Below are 17,807 nucleotides of genomic sequence, written 5' to 3'. Positions count from 1 at the left end.
AACAGAATTTGTTAAATGCATCTATTTTTATAAATATTAACATTCTTGCTAACTAGTCACTTGCTGCATAAATCTGATATGCTTTTTGTGCTTAAATTACTGAAGGTAGTAAAGTCTTATTTCAAAATTGTACTGAAAAGTTACTACATAGAGTCTATTAGTGGGCTGCCAGTCTTGATCTGCTCCCACGAAATAAAAATAAATAAAATTACATTCTCAATTTAGCGGACATACGCGTATGAATACCCTAGAAAAGGTTCAAAAAAGCCTCACCCATTTTAGTAAATCAGAACGCAAAGTTGCAGAGGTGATCTTAGCATCACCACAGACAGCTATACATTCTAGCATCGCCACACTGGCTAAGATGGCAGATGTCAGTGAACCTACTGTGAATCGTTTCTGCCGCCGCTTAGATACTAAAGGTTTCCCTGATTTTAAGTTACATCTAGCGCAAAGTCTTGCGAACGGTACACCTTATGTGAGCCGCCACGTTGAAGAAGATGATTCGACTGAGTCTTATACGACAAAAATATTCGAATCTTCAATGGCTTCGCTCGATACCGCACGTCAAAGCCTAGACATTTCAGCCATTAATAAAGCCGTTGATATTCTCACTCAAGCTAAGACTATTTCCTTTTTTGGCCTAGGCGCATCCGCTTCAGTTGCCCATGACGCGCAAAATAAATTCTTCCGATTTAATGTCCCTGTCATCTGTTTTGACGATGTTCTAATGCAACGCATGAGCTGTATTAATAGTAATGAGGGCGATGTGGTGGTATTGATTTCCCACACTGGCCGTACTAAGTCATTGATTGAAATCGCGCGTTTAGCGAGAGAAAATGGTGCAGCTGTGATTGGTATTACCGCCCGCAACTCGCCTTTATCAATGGAATGTACACTGCCCGTGACAATGGAAGTGCCAGAAGATACTGACATGTATTTACCTATGGCCTCGCGTTTAGCCCAATTAGTCACTATAGATGTATTGGCAACGGGTTTTACCTTACGTAGAGGTCCACGTTTCCGCGATAATTTGAAACGAGTGAAAGAAGTGTTAAAAGAGTCTCGCATCAATAAAGATCCGATACTGTAACTCACTTCCTTTTCTAAAAATGGCTAGTGTTGATCCTTAACCTAGCCATTTATCGTGCAAATATCAGCGATACCTCACAATTTTCATACATAACTTTAGATCAATTTGATTGTAACTTTACTACAAAATTTGGAATTGCATGGTAATATAGTCCCAAGATTTTTTTTAACTTTAACGGAGTATCCTTATGTTCCGCAGAACCAAAATCGTCACCACTCTAGGTCCCGCTACCGATCGTGATGATAACCTACGCCGCATCATCGCGGCAGGTGCAAACGTTGTACGTCTTAATTTCTCCCACGGTTCCCCCGAAGATCATCTAAAACGAGCAACTCAAGCGCGCGAAATCGCTAAAGAGTTAGGCGTTCATGTGGCCATTCTTGGTGACTTACAAGGCCCTAAAATCCGCGTTTCTACTTTCAAAGACAATAAGAAAGTACAACTCGTATTAGGTCAAGCCTATGTACTTGATGCCGAGTTAGCCAAAGGTGAAGGCGACGAGACCCAAGTGGGTATCGATTACAAGCAATTGCCAGACGATGTGACTGTTGGTGATATCCTGATGTTAGATGATGGCCGTGTTCAATTACGCGTTGAGCGTGTTGAAGGCCGTAAAGTGCATACCACAGTGACTGTGGCAGGCCCTTTATCTAACAACAAAGGTATTAACAAACAAGGCGGCGGACTTTCTGCTGCTGCGCTGACCGAAAAAGACAAGGCTGACATTCTCACTGCAGCAATGATCCAAGTGGATTATTTAGCCGTGTCTTTCCCGCGCAGTGGTGCTGACTTGGACTATGCACGCGATCTTGCCCGTCAAGCAGGTTGTAATGCGTTGATCGTTGCTAAAGTTGAACGTGCTGAAGCGGTTGCGACCGATGCCGCTATGGATGATGTTATCTTAGCGTCTGACGTTGTTATGGTTGCCCGTGGTGACTTAGGTGTTGAAATTGGTGATGCAGCACTCGTTGCAGTACAAAAGAAGTTAATCGCCCGTTCACGCCAACTGAATAAAGTCGTCATCACTGCCACCCAGATGATGGAATCGATGATTTCAAGCCCAATGCCAACCCGCGCCGAAGTAATGGACGTGGCGAACGCTGTGCTTGATGGTACCGATGCTGTGATGTTATCTGCTGAAACTGCTGCCGGTGACTTCCCAGAAGAAACCGTTAAGGCAATGGCAAATGTGTGTGTTGGCGCTGAATCTCACCCAAGTGTGATTGTGTCTAAACATAGATTAGATGTGCGTTTCACTTCAGTTGAAGAGACCATTGCGCTATCAACTATGTATGCAGCAAACCACCTAGAAGGCGTTAAGGCAATTATCGCTCTGACTGAATCAGGTGCAACACCACAGTTGATGTCTCGTATCAGTTCTTCACTGCCAATCTTGGGTTTATCACGTCACGCAACAACCCTAGCCAAAATGGCCTTGTACCGCGGCGTGTTACCAATCTACTTCGATTCAACTATCCACCCAGCCGATGAGCTAGCGCAAAAAGCGTTAGAAGCATTAACAGCGGCTGGTTATTTGAATAGCGGTGATATGGTGCTGATGACCAAAGGCGATGCAATGGAAACGATCGGCGGCACTAACACCTGTAAAGTGTTGATCGTAGCTTAAGTTGCTTAAGCTTCCTCTAACAACTCAAGCTCGTTAGAAAACAGCCAATAAAAAACCACCTCATGAAGGTGGTTTTTTATATTGACTGTTTTCTGTAAGTGCTTATTTCTGTTGATGGAAATTTGTCAGGTTCTCATTGCTGAAGGAAATCTAAGCGGCCCAAACGGCTTAGCTATCGAACTTAACACCGCTTAGACCAAACTGCATTAACATTAAACGCGAACATCAAACACTAGCAATCACTATAACGCTTCGAAATCATTCACATTAATTGCCGCTAAGCGCAGCTTATCAGCATGCTGTAACTTTTGTTCTTCGTCGGCAGTGATAACGCCAGTCTCGAGTGCTTTTGCAAACAAGACTAGATTCGGCACTTTTGCTGGCAACTCACCGGCACGCTGCGCTTTCTTCAGTTTTTTATAGATATCTTTACAGGCATATTGCGCGATAAATGCTTGCTCTACTTCAGCAATACCGCCCTTATCCCCTTCAAATTCAGGACATAAGAAAGTAATACGTTCACGAGCAGGGCCAGGCTTCAACATACCGCTAACTAAATCGGTCGCCATTTTGTCGCTCGGTGCAGTGAAGTGATTACCCAGCGGGAAAATTAAGCCGCGCAGTAACCAGGCCACAGGACGGCTCGGGAAGTTACGAATCGTGTCTTCCAACGCTTTAGCCGCCAAGTGCAAACGATTGGCCATTACATAACGTACCGCAGGCAAATCGTCCTGTTGACGGCCATTATCTTCAAATAACTTCAAGGTCGCTGAGCCTAAATACAACTGGCTGAGCACATCACCCATACGTGCAGACAGCATTTCTTTGCGTTTTAAATCGCCGCCCATGATCAGCATAGATAAATCTGTCATTAAGGCTAATGCAGACGAAATACGCGACATATCTTTATAGTACTGCTTAGTTTCACCGCTCACTGGCGCACTGCCAAAACGGCTACCGCTTAACGCGCTAAACAAAGCACTGAAAGCATTACGCGTGGCATAACCCATGTGACCCATTAATAACGCATCAAAACGCTCTAAGGCTTCATGTTGGTTTTCCATCGCTGCGGCTTCCATTTCGGCGAGCACGTATGGATGGCAGCGAGTCGCACCTTGACCAAAAATCATCAACGAGCGGGTTAGAATATTCGCGCCTTCCACAGTGATCGAAATTGGATTCGACATATAAGGGTGGCCTAAATAGTTTTTAGGTCCTAATTGAATGCCCTTACCCGATTGAATATCCATGGCATCGTTCATCACTGAACGGCCTAATTCAGTCATGTGGTACTTAGCTATCGCGGTCACGACAGAAGGTTTGACTTTAAGATCGATACCCGTGGTTGTTAAACGGCGTGCGGCTTCTAACTGATAAGTGTTGGCAATAATACGCGCCAGCGCTTCTTGCACCCCTTCAAACTGACCAATTGCCATTCCAAACTGGTGACGCACATAGCTGTAAGCCGTTGTCGTCTTCGTCGCCATGTGACCAGAAGCCGTTGCCAATGCTGGCAATGAAATACCGCGGCCCGCTGACAAACACTCAACCAGCATACGCCAGCCTTTACCAGCAAACTCAGGGCCACCGATAATCCAATCGAGCGGAATAAACACTTCTTTACCTTGAGTAGTACCGTTCATAAACGCCATTCCCAGCGGATTATGACGACGACCAATAACCACACCAGGATGATCCGTTGGGATCAACGCACAGGTAATGCCTAAGTTTTTCTTATCGCCAAGCAGACCTTCAGGATCGCGCATTTGGAACGCTAAACCCAGCACTGTTGCTACAGGAGCCAGCGTGATATAACGCTTATCCCATGTAAGTTTAAGCCCAAGCATTTCTTCGCCGTTGAAAATATCACGACACACAATACCTACATCGGGGATAGCGCCGGCATCACTGCCCGCTTCTGGACCAGTTAATGCAAAACAAGGAATTTCATCGCCTTTAGCTAAAGCAGGTAACCAGCGTTCTTTCTGCTCGCTCGTACCATAGTGGGTCAGCAACTCACCTGGGCCTAAAGAGTTCGGCACCATCACAGTCACAGCAGCGCTTACGCTACGGCTGGCTAATTTGCTGACAATGGTCGAGTTTGCATAGGCAGAGAAAGCTTTACCACCAAATTTCTTCGGAATGATCAGTGCGAAGAAACCTTCTTTCTTAAAGTATTCCCACAGCTCTGGCGGTAAATCCTTGCGGTTATGCACTATGTCGAAATCATCGATCATCGTCAGTGCTGTCATTACTTGATTATCAATAAAATCTTTTTCTTCAGCTGTCAGCGTCGGCTTACCGTAGCTGTGCAAGGTATTCCAGTTAGGATTTCCGCGGAATAACTCCCCTTCCCACCAGACATCACCGGCTTCCATCGCTTCGCGCTCGGTATCTGAAAGTGGCGGCAAGACCTTCTTGAAAAAACTAAAAACTGGGCGGGTAATAAACTGCATCCGGATATTTTTCACCGCAAACAACACGACAATGGCTATCAGGGCAAGAATTATAATCGTCAACATTATCAAGACCTTTTAATTAAGAAGAAACGGGGACTGATACACCAGCCGCCATGTAGGGGATCACTTTACGGATCACGGCTTCGATGTCGTTATGCTCACCAAACTCAGCAGCAGCAATGTCATTTAGGGCATCAGCGGACGCCATAGTGAACACGATAGTGCCTAAGGTAAAGTGTAAGCGCCAAAACATTTCAGCGGGTGGAATATGTGGTGCACTGGCCGAAACGGCTTTAACAAAAGCATCGAGATGCTGGCCGTAATGGGTAGTAATAAACCAACGTAAATGCCCTTGGCTTTCGATATAGCCACGGCCTAAAAGCTGCAGGAAGATCGTGGTACCTTCGGTACGTAGCGCGTTTAAATCCAATAAAGGATCGACCAAAGAAGACAGGATCTCTTCGAGTGTAGCTTGTGCTGGAGCGGCATTTAAACGGTGAATTTGGCTTGAAGCAGCAGGCATAAATACGTCTAAATAGCGGGCTAACACTGCACGGATCAGCTCTTTTTTAGAACCAAAGTGATAATTGACCGATGCTAAATTCACCTCAGCTTTGCTGGTAATGAGTCGCAAGGAAGTCTCAGAAAAGCCCCGTTCGGCGAACAGTTTTTCTGCGGCATCAAGTATTCTAGTTTTTGTATCGGATCGACTTGCCATTCCGTGACCTTGAATTAATTTAAAACACTCGTTTAAATTAAACATTGGCACCTAGGATGTCAAACAAAAATTGGACAAATTCACCGCTTTCTAGTCTGTGATACAAGCGGTATGTCGTACATGTCCGAATAAGTGTTAAAAACAAGTCAATTAACCCTTGTGCAATAACCCAGTGGTTTAGGTAAACTGTGTAACACAAAAACAACAAGGACAACTAGACATGGTTATTTCATTGAATCGTCGCAGTAAAATCGCCCTCACAGTGGCACTCGCGCTGGGATTAACGGCCTGTAATGATGCACAAAGTAAAACAGACAAAACAGCTACAGCAGCTGTCATCAATACCGCCCCAGATAAAGCACAAGCCATTGCTTTTATTAATGATGCTGAAGCCAAGATGGCCGAATTATCGATTGAATCTAATCGCGCCGAGTGGATTTACAGCAACTTTATTACTGATGATACCGCGGCCCTGTCTGCCGCAGTCGGCGAAAAGGTCAGTGCCGCGTCGGTAAAATTTGCAACCGAGGCGGCGAAGTACGCCAATGTGCAACTCGATCCCGTTAATGCCCGCAAGCTCAATATCCTGCGCAGTGCGTTAGTGTTACCCGCGCCGCTCGATCCTGCGAAAAATACCGAGCTGGCGCAAATTAGTTCAGAATTAAATGGCTTGTACGGCAAAGGAAAATACTGTTTTGCCGACGGCAAGTGTATGACTCAGCCTGAGCTATCGAGCTTAATGGCCGAATCACGTGATCCCGTAAAATTACTGGAAGCGTGGAAAGGCTGGCGTGAAATCGCTAAACCCATGCGCCCCTTGTTTCAACGCGAAGTTGAACTGGCCAATGAAGGCGCAAAGGATCTCGGTTATGCCAACCTGTCTGAACTATGGCGCAGTCAATATGATATGAAGCCCGATGACTTTTCACAGGAACTCGACCGTCTTTGGGGCCAAGTTAAGCCACTTTATGAGTCCTTGCACTGCTACGTGCGGGGAGAATTGAATAAAGAGTACGGCGATACCGTCGCACCGACCACAGGCCCCATCCCGGCACACTTACTTGGCAACATGTGGGCCCAGCAATGGGGTAATGTGTATGATCTCGTCGCCCCTAACAATGCTGATCCGGGTTACGATGTCACTGAGTTACTGGCAAAGAAAGGCTATGACGAGCATAAAATGGTGAAACAAGCCGAAGGCTTCTTCACATCATTAGGGTTCGCACCATTGCCAGAAAGTTTTTGGGCACGTTCTCTATTCGTTCAGCCAAAGGACCGTGATGTGGTTTGTCACGCTTCGGCGTGGGATCTCGATAATCTCGACGATATCCGCATTAAAATGTGTATCCAAAAAACTGCCGAAGATTTTAGCGTTATCCACCACGAACTTGGGCATAACTTCTATCAACGCGCTTATAAGCAACAACCATTCCTGTTTAAAAACAGCGCTAACGATGGTTTCCATGAAGCAATTGGTGACACAATAGCACTGTCGATTACGCCAAGCTATTTAAAGCAAATCGGCTTATTAGAAGAAGTACCTGATGCATCTAAGGATATCGGCCTCTTACTAAAACAAGCCTTAGACAAAATTGCTTTCTTGCCCTTTGGCCTGATGATAGATCAGTGGCGCTGGAAAGTGTTTAGCGGCGAAATCACGCCTGCCCAATATAACCAAGCTTGGTGGGATCTGAGGGAAAAATACCAAGGCGTAAAAGCACCGACTGAACGTAGTGAAGCAGATTTTGATCCGGGTGCTAAATACCATGTACCAGGCAATGTACCCTACACCCGTTACTTCCTAGCGCATATTTTGCAATTCCAATTCCATCAAGCGCTGTGTGAAACTGCAGGCGATAAAGGTCCGGTACACAGATGCAGTATTTATGGTAATCAAGCCGCGGGAGAGAAACTCAATAAGATGCTCGAGTTAGGCTTAAGTAAACCTTGGCCAGAAGCATTGAAAGAAGTCACAGGCAAAGAAACGATGGATGCAAAAGCGGTGCTCGATTACTTCGCCCCACTTAAAACATGGTTAGATGAGCAAAATACCACCGCAAACCGCCAGTGTGGTTGGTAAGGGTTCGTTAAATCATCACCCAATAACATAAAACAAAATGCCCAATAAAATTGGGCATTTTTATTCAATACTTATCTGTTTAATCTAACGCCATCCCATGCCTTTACGATTAGCTTCACGGTTTTCAAGCTTGAGCTGTTCTGACTTAGTTAACATCACATAAAGTGCCCCAGCACCGCCCTGCTCGGTTTTCGCCGAATGATAGGCAAGCACCATGTCGAGTTGTGATAACCAATAGCACACAGCGGATTTGAGCAATCCCGCAAAGGGTTGACTCTGATAGCCTTTACCGTGGATCAACATGACACAGCGTTCACCATGTGCCTGCGCTGCCAGTAAATAGTTAAGGACGGCATCACGAGCTTGGTTTAACCGATAAGCATGCACATCAAGCTCCATCTTGATGCTGTATTGCCCCATTCGGAGTCGTTTAAAAACGCCGCCTTGTACCCCCTCACGCTTAAAGCTCACAATGTCATCTGGCGCTTGCTGTGGAAATACTTTTAAATCCAGTGGCATAGACGCTAGGAAGACTTCCCGTTGTAAAGCATCGCGTCTGTGTATTTGCTCAGCCGTCAACGCTTTCGGTGCTAAATTTACCACTGGCATATCGCCTTTTAGTGGCACGACTCCAGCCATTTCCTCAAAAAACAGTGCTGATTCATCATCCAGCATGGCAAGCTCCTTTACTTCACACTCTTGTATAGAAACACACTTTGTAAACATTCAAGGCTTTAGTTCAGCGAGCGCCTCCATTATAGTGACGCCATGATTGCCAGATTAGAATAAAGTAATGAAATTTTTGCCGCTAGTCCTGATGTGCTTATTGTCACTGCCAAGCTTAGCCAATCCAGCTAAAACTCATACAAAATCCACTGATGATCAATTGATCAACGCTAATTATCCTTTGTTTATTAGCGCTTTTAATCAATTGTCCCCCGAGGTGACCCGTGAGATTTACGCTGATGACGCTAGCTACTTATCTGAAAGTCAAAGTAAAGAAATTTACTATGGACGAGACAATATTATCGCCATTTACAAGAAGTTTTTCGATAAAATCCGCGCCAAAAAAGCCACTATCGACGTGGATTTTCGCATTACTAAACGCAAAATTATCGGTAATGGTGCCATAGATACAGGCTATTATTTGGTTCGATTTTACCCAGCACAAGAAACCGGCGAACCTGTGAGTGAATTTGCGGGCAAGTTTGCTATTGGTTCAGAAAAAGTCTCATCCACCCAATGGAAAGTGAGCTTAGATACCAATAACCGCGCAGAACCTAGCTATTATCTGAATGCGAAACCGGTACCTAACTTATATTATGGTCGCCAATTTCCGCCTTTACCTGCGGGTAAAAAATTACCCTAATATTAATGCCGATTACGTTTAAATGGACTATCTCACATCTAACGCATTTAGATAGAAATCGAATAAATTTAAACAAATACAATTAAATTAAAGATTTAGCTAACATGACTATAACTACACAAGCCTGCCCCTGTAGCAGTGGGATAAGCTATCAAGATTGCTGTGGTCCACTGCATACGCATGTAGACACTGGGCAAGTGATTGCCCGTACACCTGAACAGCTTATGCGCTCACGCTACTGCGCATTTGTATTGAAAAATTTTGATTACATTTTAAAAACACATCACCCTGACCATCTAAATGGCCTTACTCTCACGAGCCTCACTACTGGTCCTCATCCACATTGGTTAGGATTAGATGTACAGAGCAGTACTGAAACACCAATCCACAATGCTCAAGCGGCGATAGCTGAACAACGACATGGCACTGTTACTTTTAAAGCTTGGTATAAGCTCGATGGTGAAATTGATGCTATCTATGAGCGATCCGAATTCATCTATCAAGCAAGTCGCTGGTATTACAGCCAAGGCCAGCAAATGACGGCTAAATTGCCTGGTAGAAATGATCTCTGTATTTGCCATAGTGGCAAAAAATTCAAACAATGCTGTTTAAAATCTCGATAGATATACAGTGCTGAACTGCACTAGAGAATGACGATGAAGGTTTATAGTGCTGATTGAACAAGCACAGAGATGAATAATAAAGGCAACCTAGATTACAAACCTAGGTTGCCTTTATTTTATCGTGAGCAGCACATTTGAAATAATTGTGACTTAGTGGGTTATGACCGAAGCACTTTTAGCCGACAAGATAAATTGTGCAAACTCAGGCTCCCGTAATGCAGGGCTATAGAGATAACCCTGCGCCTGATGACAAAAACTTTTCGCTAAAAATGCTTCTTGCTCAAGGGTTTCAACCCCTTCTGCCGTCAAAGATATATTTAATGCATTCGCCATGGCGATAATGGCTGACACAATTTCGCGACTTTCGCGGCTGACGGTAAGATCTGAAATAAACGAACGATCAATCTTAAGTTTACTGATCGGAAACTGCTTCAAATAACGCATAGAGCAGTAACCCGTCCCAAAATCGTCAATCGCGAGCCCTACGCCTAATTCCGCTAATTCTTGGCATAACAAGGTCGCGTGGCGAATATCACCCATCAATTCAGTCTCAGTGATCTCTAAGATTAACGTCTTAGGTTTCAAGCGATAACGCGTCAACAACTGCCACACTTGCTCGAATAAATTACCACTGAAGAACTGGCGGGCCGACACATTCACATGCATGGTCATATCTGCATTATGATGCTGCCATAGGTTTAACTGTCGACATGCGGCCTCTAAAACCCAGCTGCCGATAGAATTAATCATCCCCGACTGCTCAGCAATATCAATAAAGGAAGCTGGAAATAACACGCCTCTTTTAGGGTGGTGCCAACGGATTAAGGCTTCGGCGCCAATATAGGTATTCTGCTCAAGATCCCTCAGAGGCTGATAATAAAGCTCAAACTGACGACCACGGATCGCACTGTGTAAATCACGTTCTATCTGCGCATCCTCTTTAAATGCACTCAATAACGTGCTGTTAAATACTTGGATTGCAGTGCCTTTTTTCTTTTTAGCATACTGCACTGCAATATCGGCACAGGTTAATGGGGCAAACAAACTCGCCACAGAGGCAATATCAACCACAGCTAAAGCAGGCTTTGGTTCGACTTGCTCGCGGCCGATTAAAATAGGCATAGCAAGATGTTGATACAGGCGAGTACTAAAATAATCGAGATCGTAAACCGCATTATCATCGGTCAATAGCACTGCAAATTCATCGCTGCCGACGCGGGCAATTTCGGTGGCCTTATTAATCTCAGAAAAATGTTTCAAACGGCGGGCAATTTCTATCAACAAGCTATCGCCATTTTCATGACCATAGGTATCGTTAAAACGCTTAAATCCCACTAAATCAACTAATAACAACAGTCCCTTCGTGGTACGTTCAAGGACTCGATTAAAATGAGTACGGTTATGGAGTCCCGTTAATCCACAACGCCAAGCAAGCCGTTCAAGCTCTGACTTATAGTTATGCTCGTCGGTATTTTCTTCACACGAGACCAAGGCATAATGATTACCGCGATCGGTAATGAACTGACTCAGCACGTATGTCAGCCAATAACGACTGCCATCGGCGCGACTAAACTGCACTTCGCCTTTGGCAATTTCGCCCCTAAAGATTTGCGCTAGGGTTTGCTCGGCTAACTGGGCATGCTGCTTGAAAAAAGCCAACTCACGAATATTCGCGCCGATAATCTGCTCACGGGGCATGCCGGTGATTTTACTGTGCGCCTGATTCACATACTCGACTTTTTCAGTATGCAGATTAATTAACATACTGATTTGTCGCGATTGTTCAGTGGCACAGCGAAATAAACTTAAGCTTTCTTCTTTATCGTAGCTGTGCTTTGTCGCTAAGGTCAGGGCTAATTGGTCGGCCATCTGGCACGCGAGGTGAATTTCACTGTCATGCCAGTGGGGAGTCAATTGTGCCCGCTCAATGCAGAGCACACCTTCAAGATGACCATTGATGCGAATGGCGATGTCAAGACTCGAGTTGATTTGCCGCGGGATAAAATAGCACTCAGCCAATTCACTTAAACGTGGATCGGTCAGGGCATTGCCTGCATCGATATGGCGCAAAGTTTTGAGCTCGTGTACATACCGGGGGCAATCTTGTAATAACTTAGGTCTATGAATGTCTTGCAACATCATAGAACCAAATTGTGCGACGAGTGATTGGGTTTGTTGATCAGATGAAAAAGTCCACACTGATACCAAAGAAACCGCTAAATTCTGGCACAACAACTCTGTGGTTAACTCTGCCGTCTTTGTGAAATCGCCCTGCTGTTTTGCAGTTGACTGTACCAAAGACTCCAATAAATGCTGATGCTGACGTCGCTTCACGCTGGTTCCCTACAAAACTTCGTGTTGGGCTAAAGGTCTTTGCTGTTAGCAAACTTACCTCAAAATGTGGAATTAAGCTGATTGAATTATTCTTATTTGGAGGCAGATTACACTAACTGTTGTAAGCACAGCAACATGTGGCACAATTTATTACAATTTGGTTAACAATAGCAGCATTTTTAGGCAATTAGCGCGATTTCCGGATATCCATAACCGACTAAAAACTAAAGTGCTGCTTTAAAAATTACAGGCCGTTTTCCAATTGAAAAATCATTTTTTCCGCGCTGACATTGAAGGTCAGCAGTAAGTCGACGCCTTCAGCTTTAGTCACAAATTCAGTTTGTACTTCAGCAAATCGAGTTTGAGCGCGTGTTGCCATGCTTTTGGCATCCGCTTGAGCGCTATCGCCAACAAAATTTAACGTCAATAACGTATCGTGTTCATCAATAACGGCGCCGATATCGACAAAGCTGCCGCAATCGGTGCAAGTGTCATTCACTGTCGGGCTCTGTGCTTCTATTATGCCTTTCATCTGTATTCCTTAATGTATAGAGCGACTGATTAACGGCATCACTAAAATATGCTCGTTAAATTTTTAACGCGGTAAATTTTAACTCGATAGGTTAAATACGAATTATAGGTAATTAAGCTTCAAGATAACTGGCTTTAGCTCACGCTTATTTATAGAAATGGATTAGATTGACCCGATGGGTATTGAAGATCACTTGCGGGAAGACTGCCTTAGGCTGAGGCGAGCAAAGGCACAAGATTACGTTGGATTGCCAATTGATCAGCAAAGTGCATGATCTCGACTTTGGGTGCGGTTAATTGGCCCCTTTGTCTCAGCTGAGTGACATGGTCACAGTTACTTAACGCTTCTGCCATTGCGACTGGCTCGCCGCCACGGATGACTAAGGCTTCCGGTCGCAATGCTTGTTGTAATTGAAACGCACGTGGACCTTGAGACATAAAAATACTGCTGTTATCAACCACTGGTTCAGCAGACGATAAATCCGCCATTAAACTTTGCTGCGGTGGCAATTCGAACTGACGTTGTAATTTTTGCGCCATATCAAGTTCATTTTGCCATTGGAATTGTGCCATGTCCCGAGCGTCAACCGACAGTAACGACAGCAACAGGGCGAATTCGCCCCGTCTGTCGTTTTCTATCGCCGCGTTTAAGCGGGTGCCAATTTGGGCTTCGTTGACTAAAGGAACATCAATTTGCATAAAAAAACATCGTCAAAACAATTCGTTGTTAGTTAATCGACCATTTGATACATAACTTTAGGAATATTTTTAAATTGGGTATTTACATGGAAAAGGTTTCTGACTACTATGGCGGCCGCAATTGAGGAGGGGTTCCCGAGTGGCCAAAGGGATCAGACTGTAAATCTGACGGCTCAGCCTTCGAAGGTTCGAATCCTTCTCCCTCCACCATTTGCACTGCAAGTTTTATCGTGTTATTCGAAAATGATGTAGAGTTTTACAAAAGCGTTAAAGGTATTCGTGGAGGGGTTCCCGAGTGGCCAAAGGGATCAGACTGTAAATCTGACGGCTCAGCCTTCGAAGGTTCGAATCCTTCTCCCTCCACCATCTTTATCTCTAACGCAGAGAATCATTTTCAAAGACTAAACATGGCCAATGTTTAGTTTTGTCTTGATAAATAAGTCTGTTATTGATGATGTTTTGAAAGACAATTTTAAAAGTTAGTTGTAAAGCTAAAAAAAAAGTTTGTGGAGGGGTTCCCGAGTGGCCAAAGGGATCAGACTGTAAATCTGACGGCTCAGCCTTCGAAGGTTCGAATCCTTCTCCCTCCACCATTTCTTTCACTCTCGCATATCCTTCTTGTTCCACTTCCGCTTAGTCTGTTCCAACTTAATCTGACTGTTCCAGCTTAATCTGATTAAATTCTTGGCATTTCTATATTAAGTAAACTTCTTGGTGGACGACATTTTTGATTTCAATTACGTCGTGCTCTACTTTAAGCGAATGACTTCAAGCTCATCCAATAAAACCGCTTTGCCCGTCCCTGTGATATGCTCTGAAAATGATCCCTTTCGATGTGACTACTATGATTTCTAACACGATTCAACCACCAGTGGATTCTCACAGCGCTCACAGACTCTGCCCCACATGGGAAGCCCACGCGATAGGCAAGATTGAAGCGGATTTTCAGCGCAGCGCCGATACACACTTGATTAAGCTTGAATTACCTATGCTCGATGGCATAGATATTTATCTTAAAGATGAAAGTACCCACCCGACAGGCAGCTTAAAGCATCGCCTCGCCCGCTCACTCTTCCTCTATGCCCTGTGTAACGGCTGGATTAAGCAAAGCACGCCGATTATCGAATCCTCATCGGGCAGCACAGCGATTTCTGAAGCCTATTTTGCCCGTTTACTCGGTTTACCTTTTATTGCCGTGATGCCCAAAAGCACAGCTAAAAAGAAGATTGAGCAGATCACTTTCTATGGCGGTCAATGTCATTTTGTCGATCATTCCAGTGAGATTTACGCCGAATCGGCGCGCCTTGCCGCAGAGCTAGGCGGCCATTATATGGATCAATTCACCTACGCCGAGCGTGCAACCGACTGGCGTGGCAACAACAATATCGCTAACTCGATTTTCAATCAGATGGAGCGCGAGCCACACACTATCCCGCGCTGGATAGTGATGAGCCCAGGCACTGGCGGCACATCGGCGACCATAGGCCGTTACATTCGCTATCAAAGGTTGGCGACACAACTTTGCGTGGTCGACCCGCAAAACTCCGTTTTTTTTGATTTCTATCAGAGCGGCGATGCCAGCTTAACCTGTTGCAATGGCAGTAAGATTGAAGGCATAGGTCGACCGAGAGTCGAGCCATCGTTTATTCCTGGAGTTGTCGATACTATGCTGCAAATTCCCGACGCCGCATCAGTGGCGACAATTCATTGGTTAGAACAATTGATTGGCCGTAAAACCGGCGCATCCACAGGAACCAACCTGTACGGTGCATTGCAACTTGCAGTACAAATGCAAGCACGCGGAGAGCAAGGCTCAATAGTGACCCTCATTTGTGACTCGGGTGAGCGTTATCTTGATACTTATTACGATACAGATTGGATTACAGCTAACATCGGCGATATTGCGCCCTATCAGCGCCAACTTGCAGCATTTAATCATTTCGGCCAGTTAAGTGAACTTGATTAAGCAACTGTATTAAAAACCTTATCTTAAGTCGTTAGGTTTAGAATCCACAAAACATCCATCATAAAAAACGCCCCACAACTGTGAGGCGTTTTTTATGCTTTGCAGATTAGCATTAATCAATATTCAAATACTTATGGGTCTGGATCGATAAGCGCCAATTACGGGCGATACACACTTTCATCGCCAGTTCTGTCGCTCTAGGCTTTTGACTAATCGGCTGCAGGCAAATCGTTTTCGCTGAAATATCGATGTCATGCAGTAACTCATCAAGTTCATCGATGTGATTTTCAGTGGCGATAGGATGCTTAATCTCATTGGCACGGTTCAGCGCCTGTGCTAATACCTGATAGCCCCCTTTCATGTTCACCTTGGGTGATACTGTCACCCAAGTGTCATCGGCACAGTTGATTTCGAAGGTGCCACTGGTTTCGATTTGAGTCGCAAAACCTTGGCTGTGCAAGGTCTCGGTTAATTCGCGTAAATCGTACATACAAGGCTCACCGCCGGTGATCACGATATGCCGCGCAGTAAAACCTTTAGCGTGAAAAGCAGCAATAAGACTTTGCGCCGTATGATCAGCCCAGCGACCAATGGTGCCGTCCACGGTAATCACTTGCTCTGGCGAGACCTTATTGGCTTCAAGTACATCCCATGTCTGTTTCGTATCGCACCAAGCACATCCCACGGGACAACCTTGTAGGCGGACAAATATGGCGGGCACTCCGGTAAATACACCTTCACCTTGAATGGTTTCAAATACTTCGTTGACAGGGTAATTCATACTGACGTTCCACTTTTCTGGGGCGGCATTTATAGTGGATTTTAGCTTGAGCTGCAAGTTTTTGCGCCGAGAAAGCCTATTTCGACCCTATAGTCAGAGTTTGCAAGCCCTAAGGCCTGAGTTACACTAACGCCCTATTTATACCTGTTCTACGGTGAAGTGAAATCCTTTATGTCAACGAGCTTAGTGTCAAAAACAGTCGCGTCCAAAGCAGTGGTGGTATTCAGTGGCGGACAAGACTCAACAACCTGTCTTATTCAAGCCTTAACCCAGTACGATGAAGTACATGGGATCACTTTTGACTACGGTCAACGTCACCGCGAAGAAATAGAAGTTGCCAAATCCTTAGCAAAACGCTTGAAGATCACCAGCCATAAAGTCATGGATGTCACCTTACTCAATGAGTTAGCTATTTCAGCCCTCACCCGTGATGCAATACCCGTTTCACACGAGTTGATGGAAAATGGCTTACCCAATACCTTCGTGCCCGGCCGTAATATTTTATTTTTAACGCTTGCAGGCATTTATGCCTATCAATTAGGCGCGCAGGCGATTATCACAGGCGTGTGTGAAACCGATTTTTCAGGCTACCCTGATTGTCGTAACGATTTTGTCAAAGCGATGGAATCCGCCTTAGTTCAAGGCATGGATAAACAACTAAAAATCAGCACGCCTTTAATGTGGCTCAATAAGGCACAAACCTGGGCACTGGCGGATAAATATCAGCAACTTGATCTGGTTCGCCACCATACTCTCACCTGCTATAACGGCGTGATTGGCGATGGCTGTGGTGATTGCCCTGCCTGTCATCTTCGCAAACGTGGATTAGATGACTATCTACAGAATAAAGCAGCAGTTATGGCTGAGCTTGACGCCAGCGAGCCTAAAGCATGACACGCAGTCCCTATTGGGTCGCGCTGATGGTGAGTCTGATCTGTGTGGGTTTGTATGCCGCAGGCTTAGCAAGCCCCGATGTCGATAACCTACTCGCCTATCGCCGCAGTGCAATTAGTGAGGGTGAATGGTGGCGATTAATCAGTGGAAATTTACTGCATACGAATCAATGGCATCTATTGATGAACCTTGCAGGGCTGTGGGTGGTGCTATTTTTGCACCATTTTCATTATCATCTCAAAGGATTAAGTGCACTATTTTTCGTGTTATGTTTACTTGAAGGTATAGGCTTGTATTTAGGCTATCCGCAATTGCTTGGTTATGTCGGCTTAAGCGGTATGTTGCATGGTTTGTTCGCCTACGGCGCAGTGCAGGATATTGTCCGTAAGCTGCGCTCAGGCTATCTGCTGCTCGTTGGCGTTATCATCAAGGTCGGTTACGAACAGCTTTATGGTGCCAGCAGTGATGTCACCGCCATGATAGGTGCGCGCGTAGCAACCGAGGCGCATTTGGTCGGCTTAATCTGCGGGCTGATTTGCACTTTAGCGGTGTTTATCAAGCTCAAAATGAGCCAATCAAAAGTCCCTGCTTAATCCAAGTCAAGATATTAAAAAGCCGTCGCAGCATGATTGC

The 17,807-nt window shown here is 45.0% G+C and carries 15 protein-coding genes and 3 tRNA genes; 11 read left to right on the top strand and 7 right to left on the bottom strand.

The features are described 5' to 3' along the window. The first annotated feature begins 238 nt into the window (after positions 1 to 238). Together HUB64_RS07150 and pyk are read left to right on the top strand one after the other, a co-directional pair. Positions 239 to 1,093, top strand: coding sequence for a MurR/RpiR family transcriptional regulator (locus tag HUB64_RS07150; RefSeq protein ID WP_006081563.1), 855 nt, complete (start codon positions 239 to 241; stop codon positions 1,091 to 1,093). 187 nt (positions 1,094 to 1,280) lie between these two features. Then, the gene (pyk, locus tag HUB64_RS07145) at positions 1,281 to 2,720 is read left to right on the top strand and encodes a pyruvate kinase (RefSeq protein WP_105252459.1); all 1,440 of its coding nucleotides are present in this window, start codon (positions 1,281 to 1,283) and stop codon (positions 2,718 to 2,720) included. A 242-nt stretch (positions 2,721 to 2,962) separates the two neighbouring features. Here pyk and HUB64_RS07140 read toward each other — a convergent pair whose 3' ends face one another. After that, a complete protein-coding gene (locus HUB64_RS07140) occupies positions 2,963 to 5,242 on the bottom strand; it encodes an acyl-CoA dehydrogenase (protein ID WP_028760000.1) in 2,280 nt (759 codons plus the stop codon). Between the two features lie 16 nt (positions 5,243 to 5,258). Next, positions 5,259 to 5,897, bottom strand: a complete 639-nt coding sequence (locus HUB64_RS07135; protein WP_028760001.1) for a TetR/AcrR family transcriptional regulator — start codon at positions 5,895 to 5,897, stop codon at positions 5,259 to 5,261. A gap of 220 nt (positions 5,898 to 6,117) precedes the next feature. Here HUB64_RS07135 and HUB64_RS07130 point away from each other — a divergent pair, with 220 nt between their 5' ends. Then, complete coding sequence (locus HUB64_RS07130) at positions 6,118 to 7,977, top strand: M2 family metallopeptidase (RefSeq protein WP_173244956.1); 1,860 nt, start codon at positions 6,118 to 6,120, stop codon at positions 7,975 to 7,977. Positions 7,978 to 8,061: 84 nt separating this feature from the next. On the opposite strand, the gene smrA is transcribed toward HUB64_RS07130, so the two are convergent. Further along, positions 8,062 to 8,652, bottom strand: coding sequence for a DNA endonuclease SmrA (gene smrA / locus HUB64_RS07125; RefSeq protein WP_173496692.1), 591 nt, complete (start codon positions 8,650 to 8,652; stop codon positions 8,062 to 8,064). 118 nt (positions 8,653 to 8,770) lie between these two features. On the opposite strand from smrA, the gene HUB64_RS07120 reads away from it, so the two are divergent. Together HUB64_RS07120 and HUB64_RS07115 are read left to right on the top strand one after the other, a co-directional pair. Next, the gene (locus HUB64_RS07120; RefSeq protein ID WP_131524168.1) at positions 8,771 to 9,346 is read left to right on the top strand and encodes a nuclear transport factor 2 family protein; all 576 of its coding nucleotides are present in this window, start codon (positions 8,771 to 8,773) and stop codon (positions 9,344 to 9,346) included. A gap of 104 nt (positions 9,347 to 9,450) precedes the next feature. Further along, complete coding sequence (locus HUB64_RS07115) at positions 9,451 to 9,969, top strand: YchJ family protein (protein WP_131524167.1); 519 nt, start codon at positions 9,451 to 9,453, stop codon at positions 9,967 to 9,969. 150 nt (positions 9,970 to 10,119) lie between these two features. On the opposite strand, the gene HUB64_RS07110 is transcribed toward HUB64_RS07115, so the two are convergent. From HUB64_RS07110 to HUB64_RS07100, 3 genes are all read right to left on the bottom strand, one after another. Continuing rightward, the gene (locus HUB64_RS07110) at positions 10,120 to 12,303 is read right to left on the bottom strand and encodes a GGDEF domain-containing phosphodiesterase (RefSeq protein ID WP_173496691.1); all 2,184 of its coding nucleotides are present in this window, start codon (positions 12,301 to 12,303) and stop codon (positions 10,120 to 10,122) included. 244 nt (positions 12,304 to 12,547) lie between these two features. Then, entirely contained in the window at positions 12,548 to 12,835 is a 288-nt protein-coding gene (locus HUB64_RS07105; protein WP_173496690.1) for a DUF406 family protein, read from the bottom strand. Between the two features lie 209 nt (positions 12,836 to 13,044). Beyond that, entirely contained in the window at positions 13,045 to 13,533 is a 489-nt protein-coding gene (locus HUB64_RS07100; RefSeq protein WP_173496689.1) for a VC2046/SO_2500 family protein, read from the bottom strand. 125 nt (positions 13,534 to 13,658) lie between these two features. Here HUB64_RS07100 and HUB64_RS07095 point away from each other — a divergent pair. The 4 genes from HUB64_RS07095 (at position 13,659) to HUB64_RS07080 (ending at position 15,499) form a co-directional block, all read left to right on the top strand. Then, positions 13,659 to 13,743 (top strand) — tRNA-Tyr (locus tag HUB64_RS07095). A gap of 71 nt (positions 13,744 to 13,814) precedes the next feature. Next, a tRNA-Tyr gene (locus tag HUB64_RS07090) sits at positions 13,815 to 13,899 on the top strand. 142 nt (positions 13,900 to 14,041) lie between these two features. Beyond that, positions 14,042 to 14,126 (top strand) — tRNA-Tyr (locus HUB64_RS07085). Positions 14,127 to 14,353: 227 nt separating this feature from the next. Beyond that, a complete protein-coding gene (locus HUB64_RS07080; RefSeq protein ID WP_173496688.1) occupies positions 14,354 to 15,499 on the top strand; it encodes a PLP-dependent cysteine synthase family protein in 1,146 nt (381 codons plus the stop codon). Positions 15,500 to 15,611: 112 nt separating this feature from the next. Here the strand turns inward: HUB64_RS07080 and queE are convergent, their stop codons facing one another. Next, positions 15,612 to 16,280: a 7-carboxy-7-deazaguanine synthase QueE gene (gene queE, locus HUB64_RS07075; protein WP_131524163.1), complete on the bottom strand. Its 669-nt coding sequence runs from the start codon at positions 16,278 to 16,280 to the stop codon at positions 15,612 to 15,614. Between the two features lie 171 nt (positions 16,281 to 16,451). Between queE and queC the strand changes: the two genes are divergently transcribed. Further along, a complete protein-coding gene (gene queC / locus HUB64_RS07070) occupies positions 16,452 to 17,174 on the top strand; it encodes a 7-cyano-7-deazaguanine synthase QueC (RefSeq protein WP_173496687.1) in 723 nt (240 codons plus the stop codon). Further along, on the top strand, positions 17,171 to 17,767 hold the full coding sequence (rrtA, locus tag HUB64_RS07065) for a rhombosortase (RefSeq protein ID WP_173496686.1): 597 nt from the start codon (positions 17,171 to 17,173) through the stop codon (positions 17,765 to 17,767). The genes queC and rrtA overlap by 4 nt, the downstream gene beginning before the upstream one ends. The last annotated feature ends 40 nt before the right edge of the window (positions 17,768 to 17,807 follow it).

It is taken from the genome of Shewanella sp. ISTPL2 (assembly GCF_013283205.1).
In the GTDB taxonomy this organism is placed as follows: Bacteria; Pseudomonadota; Gammaproteobacteria; order Enterobacterales; family Shewanellaceae; genus Shewanella; species Shewanella oncorhynchi.
The sequence above is the reverse complement of the archived record's forward strand: the minus strand, read 5'-3'. Positions and strand labels throughout refer to the sequence as shown.

Bases quoted from the DNA above. Each gene is read 5' to 3' on its own strand.
- HUB64_RS07150 (WP_006081563.1), top strand. From the start codon at position 239: ATGAATACCCTAGAAAAGGTTCAAAAAAGCCTCACCCATTTTAGTAAA.
- pyk (WP_105252459.1), top strand. From the start codon at position 1,281: ATGTTCCGCAGAACCAAAATCGTCACCACTCTAGGTCCCGCTACCGAT.
- HUB64_RS07140 (WP_028760000.1), bottom strand. From the start codon at position 5,242: ATGTTGACGATTATAATTCTTGCCCTGATAGCCATTGTCGTGTTGTTT.
- HUB64_RS07135 (WP_028760001.1), bottom strand. From the start codon at position 5,897: ATGGCAAGTCGATCCGATACAAAAACTAGAATACTTGATGCCGCAGAA.
- HUB64_RS07130 (WP_173244956.1), top strand. From the start codon at position 6,118: ATGGTTATTTCATTGAATCGTCGCAGTAAAATCGCCCTCACAGTGGCA.
- smrA (WP_173496692.1), bottom strand. From the start codon at position 8,652: ATGCTGGATGATGAATCAGCACTGTTTTTTGAGGAAATGGCTGGAGTC.
- HUB64_RS07120 (WP_131524168.1), top strand. From the start codon at position 8,771: ATGAAATTTTTGCCGCTAGTCCTGATGTGCTTATTGTCACTGCCAAGC.
- HUB64_RS07115 (WP_131524167.1), top strand. From the start codon at position 9,451: ATGACTATAACTACACAAGCCTGCCCCTGTAGCAGTGGGATAAGCTAT.
- HUB64_RS07105 (WP_173496690.1), bottom strand. From the start codon at position 12,835: ATGAAAGGCATAATAGAAGCACAGAGCCCGACAGTGAATGACACTTGC.
- HUB64_RS07100 (WP_173496689.1), bottom strand. From the start codon at position 13,533: ATGCAAATTGATGTTCCTTTAGTCAACGAAGCCCAAATTGGCACCCGC.
- HUB64_RS07080 (WP_173496688.1), top strand. From the start codon at position 14,354: ATGATCCCTTTCGATGTGACTACTATGATTTCTAACACGATTCAACCA.
- queE (WP_131524163.1), bottom strand. From the start codon at position 16,280: ATGAATTACCCTGTCAACGAAGTATTTGAAACCATTCAAGGTGAAGGT.
- queC (WP_173496687.1), top strand. From the start codon at position 16,452: ATGTCAACGAGCTTAGTGTCAAAAACAGTCGCGTCCAAAGCAGTGGTG.
- rrtA (WP_173496686.1), top strand. From the start codon at position 17,171: ATGACACGCAGTCCCTATTGGGTCGCGCTGATGGTGAGTCTGATCTGT.